The sequence below is a fragment of the Streptomyces sp. NPDC090442 genome, from assembly GCF_044769405.1.
In the GTDB taxonomy this organism is placed as follows: Bacteria; Actinomycetota; Actinomycetes; order Streptomycetales; family Streptomycetaceae; genus Streptomyces.
This window is the reverse complement of the sequence record NZ_JBIVXW010000042.1, coordinates 77,457-84,921: the sequence shown is the minus strand read 5'-3', so window position 1 is coordinate 84,921 and position 7,465 is coordinate 77,457. Positions and strand designations below refer to the sequence as shown.

General features: G+C 72.6%; 4 protein-coding genes. 2 read left to right on the top strand and 2 right to left on the bottom strand.

Annotated elements, in window-relative coordinates; all coding sequences use genetic code 11:
• Positions 1–416: 416 nt before the first annotated feature.
• Complete coding sequence (locus tag ACIQU6_RS27295; RefSeq protein ID WP_403484323.1) at positions 417–2,231, bottom strand: ABC transporter ATP-binding protein; 1,815 nt, start codon at positions 2,229–2,231, stop codon at positions 417–419.
• 110 nt (positions 2,232–2,341) lie between these two features.
• Here ACIQU6_RS27295 and ACIQU6_RS27290 point away from each other — a divergent pair, with 110 nt between their 5' ends.
• Complete coding sequence (locus ACIQU6_RS27290) at positions 2,342–2,797, top strand: MarR family winged helix-turn-helix transcriptional regulator (RefSeq protein WP_403484322.1); 456 nt, start codon at positions 2,342–2,344, stop codon at positions 2,795–2,797.
• A gap of 49 nt (positions 2,798–2,846) precedes the next feature.
• A complete protein-coding gene (locus tag ACIQU6_RS27285; RefSeq protein WP_403484321.1) occupies positions 2,847–5,789 on the top strand; it encodes an FAD-binding and (Fe-S)-binding domain-containing protein in 2,943 nt (980 codons plus the stop codon).
• Positions 5,790–5,802: 13 nt separating this feature from the next.
• On the opposite strand, the gene ACIQU6_RS27280 is transcribed toward ACIQU6_RS27285, so the two are convergent.
• Positions 5,803–7,224: an alpha-amylase family protein gene (locus ACIQU6_RS27280; RefSeq protein ID WP_403484320.1), complete on the bottom strand. Its 1,422-nt coding sequence runs from the start codon at positions 7,222–7,224 to the stop codon at positions 5,803–5,805.
• Between the last annotated feature and the right edge of the window lie 241 nt (positions 7,225–7,465).

Sequence of the window (7,465 nt, the reverse complement as noted above, 5' to 3'; positions counted from 1 at the left end):
CGTTTTGTGGTCGGCAATAGTGTTTGGTTTTCCGTGGGGCCTACCACCCCCGGAGACCCGCCCCCTCCCGTTGTGGGGTGGAAATTCTCCAAGCAGGGGTCGAGACGACTGGTCCTCTGACGGTCACCACTCAGCCCACAAGCGTGCGTTGGCCCACCGGCAGGAGGCACCACCCACCGTTCTTCCCACCCATCCCACGGGAGGGGACGGGCCGGAGGGGCAGGGGTTCCGGACGTAAAGCGAAGCAGTCCGGAACCCCTGCCCCGGAGGCCCGTCACCGCACCCCGACAGCCCCGCGCAGCGGACAACAACTCGACCCGCCCCGCGCAGCGGACCGGCGGACCGGCGGACCGGCGGACCGGCGGACCAACTCAGCCCGCGCCGCAGGCGCAAAGGGCGTCGACCCCCACGGCGGGTCAGCCGACAACGTGGGAAGCCACCCCACGGGCATCGCGGCGAACCAGAGCCGCATAGCGGCCATCCGCGGCCAACAGCTCGTCGTGGGTGCCGTGTTCGGCGATCCGGCCGCCGTCGAGGACCACGATCTGGTCGGCGTCCCGGACGGTGGACAGGCGGTGCGCGATGGTGAGGGTGGTGCGGCCCTCGGAGAGCGCGTCCACGGCCTTCTGGACGGCGTGTTCGGTGCGGGTGTCCAGCGCGCTGGTGGCCTCGTCGAGGACGAGGACCGGCGGGTCGCGCAGGATGGTGCGGGCGATGGCCAGGCGCTGCTTCTCGCCACCGGAGAAGCGGTAGCCGCGCTCGCCGACGACGGTGCCGTAGCCGTTGGGGAGGGCCGCGATGTGGTCGTGGATCTGGGCGGTCCGGGCGGCCCGTTCGATCTCCTCGTCGGTGGCGTCGGGCTTGGCGAAGCGGAGGTTCTCGGCGACCGAGGCGTGGAAGAGGTAGGTCTCCTGGGAGACCACGCCGACCGCGCCGGCCAGGGTGTCGAAGCCGAGGTCGCGGACGTCGGTGCCGTCGAGGGTGACCCGGCCGCCGGTGACGTCGTACAGGCGCGGGACGAGGTAGCTCAGGGTGGTCTTGCCGCTGCCGGTCGGGCCGACGACGGCGAGGCTGCTGCCGGCCGGGACGGTCAGGTCGATGCCGTCGAGGGTGGGGGCGACCTCCGGGTCGTAGCCGAAGGAGACGTCCTCGAAGCGGATCTCGCCGCGCGGGGCGGGCAGTTGGACCGGTGCGGCGGGTTCGGTGATGGTGACCGGCAGGTCGAGGTACTCGAAGATGCGCTGGAAGAGCGCGAGCGAGGTCTGCATGTCGACGCCGGTGGACAGCAGGGAGACGGTGGGGCGCAGCAGGCCCTGCTGGAGGGTGACGAAGGCGACCAGGGTGCCCAGGGAGAAGGCGGGGCCGCCGAGTTGGAGGACCAGGCCGGCGGCCCAGTAGATGAGCGCGGGCATGGCGGCCATGACGATGCCGATGGTGGCCATCCGCCAGCGGCCGGCCATGCTGGCGCGGACCTCCAGGTCGACCAGGCGCTCGGACTCGGCGGCGAAGTCCTTGGTGAGGGAGTCGGCGCGGCCCATGGTGCGGCCGAGCAACACCCCGCTGACCGACAGCGACTCGGTGACCATCGCGGACATCGCGGCCATCTGCTTCTGCCTCTTGGTGGTGATCTTCTTGCGCTCGTTGCCGACCCGGCGGCTCACCCAGACGAAGACCGGGAGCAGGAGGAGCGAGACGACGGTCAGCCGCCAGTCGAGGGCGACCATGGCGACGACGGTGGCGACGACGGAGGTCAGGTTGGAGACCAGGGACGTCGCGGTGGAGGTGACGGTGGCCTGCATGCCGCCGATGTCGTTGGCGATCCGGGACTGGACCTCGCCGGTGCGGGTGCGGGTGAAGAACGCCAGCGGCATCCGCTGGAGCTTGGTGTAGACGGCGGTGCGCAGGTCGTGCATGACGCGCTGGCCGACGGTGGTGGATATCAGGGTCTGCAGGACGCCGAAGACGCTGGTGGTGACCGCGGTGGCGATCATGCCGAGGGCGAGCAGGGTGAGCAGGCCGGTGCGCCGGTCGGGGATGGCGACGTCCAGCACCTCCCGGAGGAGGAAGGGGGAGGCCACCGAGACCAGGGAGGACGCGGCGACGAGCAGGCCGACCAGGGCCAGCCGGCCGCGGTAGGGGTGGAACAGCGCGAGGATCCGGCGGAGCTGGACCGGGGCGTCGGGGTCCTTGGGCGGCGGGGTCCAGTCCGGTGCGGGTGGTTCGGGACGCATGGGCTCCTTCGAGGGGGCGGGTGCCAGAAGGCTGGGCGGAGGGGAACTTTGCCGAGCTTAGCTCATTGTTACCTATACTCACAATGAATCTTGTCCTGTACCCTGGGGCCATGTCCTCCCCCGAGCCGTCGGTCAGCGCCAACGTCGCCGAGCAACTGGTGCGACTGACCCGTCGGATGCACCGCAGCCAGAGGCGCCACATGGCCGACCTGGATCTCGCGTTCACCCCCGCGCAGTCCCGTCTGCTGCGGATCGTCGGCCACTGCCACGACGCCCCACCGCGGATGGCCGACCTCGCCGAGCGGCTGGAGGTGGTGCCCCGCGCGGTGACGACGCTGGTGGACGCGCTGGAGGCGAACGGCGCGGTGCGCCGGGTGCCCGATCCGACCAACCGCCGGGTGGTGCGGATCGAGCTGACCGAGACCGGCCGGTCCGCACTGCGGGCGTTGCGCGGCGCCCGTCGGGCCGCCGCGGAGGAGATCCTGGCTCCACTCACCGCCGAACAGCGCACGGAGCTCGGCGGTCTGCTGTCCACCCTCGTCGACGGTCCGGGCGAACCGCACTGACCGGGCCGCCCGGCCCGCCGCACTGACGCACCGTCAACCGGAGGTCACCGTGCCCCTGATGGAGCCCACCCCCGAGGCCCTGCGGCCCACCGCGACCCGCCCCGCGTCCGACCGGGTGCCCGAGCGGCTGGCGGGCGGCACTCCGGAACCGCTGCGCGGCGACCTGATCGCCCTGCTCGGCGCGGACAAGGTCCGGCACGGGGTCTCCGACCTGGTCCGCTACGCCTCCGACGCCAGCCCCTACCGCTTCCTCCCGCAGGTCGTGGTGGTCGCCGAGACCGCCGACGACATCGCGGCGGTCTTCGGCTACGCCCGCGCGCACGGCCGCCACGTGGTCTTCCGGGCCGCCGGCACCTCGCTCAACGGCCAGGCGCAGGGCGAGGACATCCTCGTCGACGTGCGCCGGCACTGGTCCGGCATCGAGGTGCTGAACGACGGCGCCCGAGCCCGGATCCGGCCCGGCACCACCGTTCTGCGGGCCAACGCCACGCTCGCCCGGTACGGCCGGCTGCTCGGCCCCGACCCGGCCAGCGCCATCGCCTGCACGGTGGGCGGCGTGGTCGCCAACAACGCCTCCGGCATGACCGCCGGCACCACCCGCAACTCCTACCGCACGCTGTCCTCGCTGACCCTCGTGCTGCCGTCCGGCACCGTCGTCGACACCGCCCGGCCGGACGCCGACCTCCGACTGGCCCGGGCCGAACCGGTGCTCTGCACCGAGCTGTTGGCCCTCAAGGCGGAGGTCGAGGCGGACCCGGAGCTGGTCGCCCGGATCCGCGCCAAGTACACGCTCAAGAACACCAACGGCTACCGCCTGGACGCCCTCCTCGACGGGCGGACGCCGACCGAGATCCTGCGCGGCCTGATGGTCGGCTCCGAGGGCACCCTCGGCTTCATCGCCGAGACGGTCTTCACGACCCTGCCGCTGGACCGGTGCACCTCCACCGCGCTGCTGTTCTTCCCCACCCTCGCCGCCGCGGCGGCCGCCGTCCCGCGCTTCAACGAGGCCGGCGCCCGGGCCGTGGAGCTGATGGACGGCAACACCCTGCGCGCGTCGGTCAGCGTGGCCGGAGTGCCCGCGGACTGGGCGGAGTTGCCCAAGGAGACCGCGGCGCTGCTGGTGGAGTTCCGGGCGCCGGACGAGGCCGCGCAGCGGGCCCGGGAAGAGGCGGCGGCCGGGGTGTTGGCGGGGCTGGAGCTGGTCGCCCCGGTGCCGTCGGTCGACAACGCCTTCACCCGGGACGCGGCCACCATCGCCGGCTACTGGAAGGCCCGCAAGGCGTTCGTCACCGCGGTCGGCGGCTCCCGGCCCTCCGGCACGACGCTGATCACCGAGGACTTCGCGGTGCCGCCGGCCCGGCTCGCCGACGCCTGCACGGCGCTGCTGGAACTCCAGGCCCGGCACGGCTTCGACGCGGCGGTCGCCGGGCACGCCGCCCACGGCAATCTGCACTTCCTGCTCGCCTTCGACGCCGGCGACCCCGACGACGTGGCCCGCTACGCCGCCTTCATGGACGACTTCTGCCGGCTGACCGTCGAGCGCTTCGACGGCTCGCTCAAGGCCGAGCACGCCACCGGCCGGAACATCGCGCCGTTCCTGGAGCTCGAATGGGGGCCGCGGGCCACCGCGTTGATGTGGCGGATCAAGGAGATCGTGGACCCGCGGGGCATCCTCGCCCCGCGGATCCTCCTGGACCGTGACCCGCGGGCGCATCTGCGCGGGCTGAAGACCATCCCGCAGGTCGAGGCGATCGCCGACCCCTGCATCGAGTGCGGCTTCTGCGAACCGACCTGCCCCAGCGAGGATCTGACCACCACGCCCCGCCAACGCATCGTGCTGCGCCGCGAGATGCTGCGCCAGCCGCCCCGCTCCGCCGTCAACGACGCCCTGCTGGCCGCCTACGGCTACGACGCGGTCGACACCTGCGCCGGCGACTCCACCTGCAAGCTGGCCTGCCCGGTCGGCATCGACACCGGGGCGCTGATGAGGGACTTCCGGCACCGGCGGCACTCCCCGCGCGAGGAGCGGATCGCCGAGCGGACCGCGCGGCACTTCGCCGCCGTCGAGCGGGCCGCCCGGCTGGCGGTGGCCGCCGCGCACCGGCTCGACGACCGGCTGCTGACCTCGCTGACCGGCGCCGCCCGTAAGGCCGTCCGCCCCGACCTGGTACCGGAGTGGCTGCCCCAACTCCCCGGCGCGGCGGCCCGCCGCCTGCCCGCGACCCGCCGGCCGGGCGCCGCCGCCGTGTACTACCCGGCCTGTGTCAACCGGATCTTCGGCGGCCCCGCCGACCACCACGGCCCGTCCCTCCCCGAGGCCGTGGTGGCGCTGGCCCGCCGGGCCGACCGCCCGGTCTGGATCCCCCCGGACACCGCCGGCACCTGCTGCGCCACCATCTGGCACTCCAAGGGCTACGAGCGGGGCAACCGCCTGATGGCCAACCGCATCGTCGAGGCGGCCTGGGTCTGGACGGCCGGCGGCCAACTCCCGCTGATCGTGGACGCGTCCTCCTGCGCCCTGGGCCTGGCCCGCGACGTCGCCCCCCACCTCACGCCGTCCAACCGCGCGCTGCACGCCGAACTGACCGTCGTCGACTCGATCGTCTGGGCCGCGGAGCTCCTCCCCCACCTGGAGATCGGGCGCACCCTCGGCTCCGCCGTCCTCCATCCCACCTGCTCCATGCAGCACTTGGGGGACGAGGAGCAGCTCCGGCGGATCGCCGAGGCGTGCGCCGACGAGGTGGTGGTCCCCGACGACGCGGGCTGCTGCGCGTTCGCCGGCGACCGCGGCATGCTCCACCCGGAGCTCACCGAGTCCGCCACCGCGCGGGAGGCCGCGGAGGTCACCGCCCGCCACTTCGACGCCCACCTCTCGGCCAACCGCATGTGCGAGATCGGCATGGACCACGCCACGGGAGGCCGCGGCTACCGCTCCGCCCTGCTGACGCTGGAGTGGGCGACACGGCCGCAGATCGACCCGTCCGGAGCGTGAGGGCGAGCGGGCGTCAGCGAGCGATGTGCAGCGCCACCGCGCCGTGCGCCGGCACCGTGATCTGCGCCGAACCGTCCCCGCCCACACTCACCTCGTGCCCGCCGCACGCCTTCGGGTCCGCCGCGACCACATCGCAGTACGTGCCGGCCGGCAACGACGTCGCAAACCTCCGCTGCACCTCCCCGTCCCCGCCGTTGAGGGCGACGAACCCGGCCGAACCCCGCCCGAACGCGATCGCGTTGCCCCCGTTGTCCCACCAGTTGGTCAGCGCCGCGGAACCCACCGCGTTGCGGAACCCCACCATCCCGGTGATCTCCCGCTTGGCGTGCTCGTCGGTCCATCCGGAACTGCCCGACGGCGGCGGGCCGGCGTCCTTGTCGGTCCAGGTGTAGCCGGAGTAGACGTTGGGCGAGCCGTACGGCGAGGCGAGCATGAAGACGTTGGCCAGGGTGTAGGCCGCGCCGTCCTTGTAGCTGAGGGTGGAGCCGTTCCGCTCGGTGTCCCAATTGTCGACGAACGTACGGGCCTTGTCGCTGCTCAGCTTGGTGTCGGCGACGGACTTGAGCTGGGCGAGGTTGCCGCCCTGGAAGGCGCTCTTGAGGTGGGTGCCGTAGCGGAACTCGTCGACGTCGCCGGTGCCGGTGTACTCGTCGGGCTGGACGGCCTCGTTGGCGCCGTAGACGACCTCCTGCACCCAGTAGCCGGGGTCCTTCATCTTGCCCTTGATGGCGGCGAGGTCGGTGGCGGCGATGTGCTTGGCGGCGTCGATCCGGAAGCCGTCCGCGCCCAACGACCGCAGGTCGTCGAGGTACTTGGCGAGGGTGGTCCGGACGTAGTCGCTGCCGGTGTCGAGGTCGGCGAGGCCGACCAGCTCGCAGTTCTGGACGTCGGAGCGGTTGGTGTAGTCGGAGATCGGCTTGCGGCAGGTGTGGAAGTCCCAGTCCTGGTAGGAGCCGGGGTAGTTGTACTTGGTGTACTGGGTGCCGCCGGTGCCGGTCCCGGAGCCGGCCGACATGTGGTTGATGACGGCGTCGGCGATGACCTTGACGCCGGCGCGGTGGCAGGCGCTGGCCATCGAGGCGAACGCGGTGCGGTCCCCGAGCCGGCCGGCGATCTTGTAGCTGACCGGCTGGTACGACGTCCACCACTGGTCGCCCTGGATGTGCTCGCTGGCGGGTGAGACCTCCACGTAGCCGTAGCCGGCCGGGCCCAGTTGGTCGGTGCAGGCCCGGGCGACGTCCGCGTACTTCCACTCGAAGAGGGTGGCGGTGACGGTCCGGTCGCCCGGTGGGGTGGCCTGCGAGGGCCAGGGGGCCAGGACGGCCAGGCCGACCGCGGTCACCGTCCCGGTCAGCGCCCCGCCCAGAACACGGGCCCGCCGTCGGGACGTTGGGCTGCCGGGTCGCCGTGCGGGGCGGCTCCTGCGTCGCTGCATCGTTGCGGCTCCTTCGTCATGGGGCACGGGGACCGCGCCCACGAGAGCAGCCACGCGCCAGGCCGCCATGGGGGGATTTCCGCTCCGGAGCCTGCCTTTTCGTGCGTGGACACGTCAAGGTTTTCGGCAAGGCTTTTCAGGCTCTTGCGAAAGACACCGACGGCTGCCGGCGGAGCGCCGCGCCCTCGACGGCCGGGCACTGGCCCGGTGCGAAAAGTCCAGCTACGCGCACCAAGAGTCC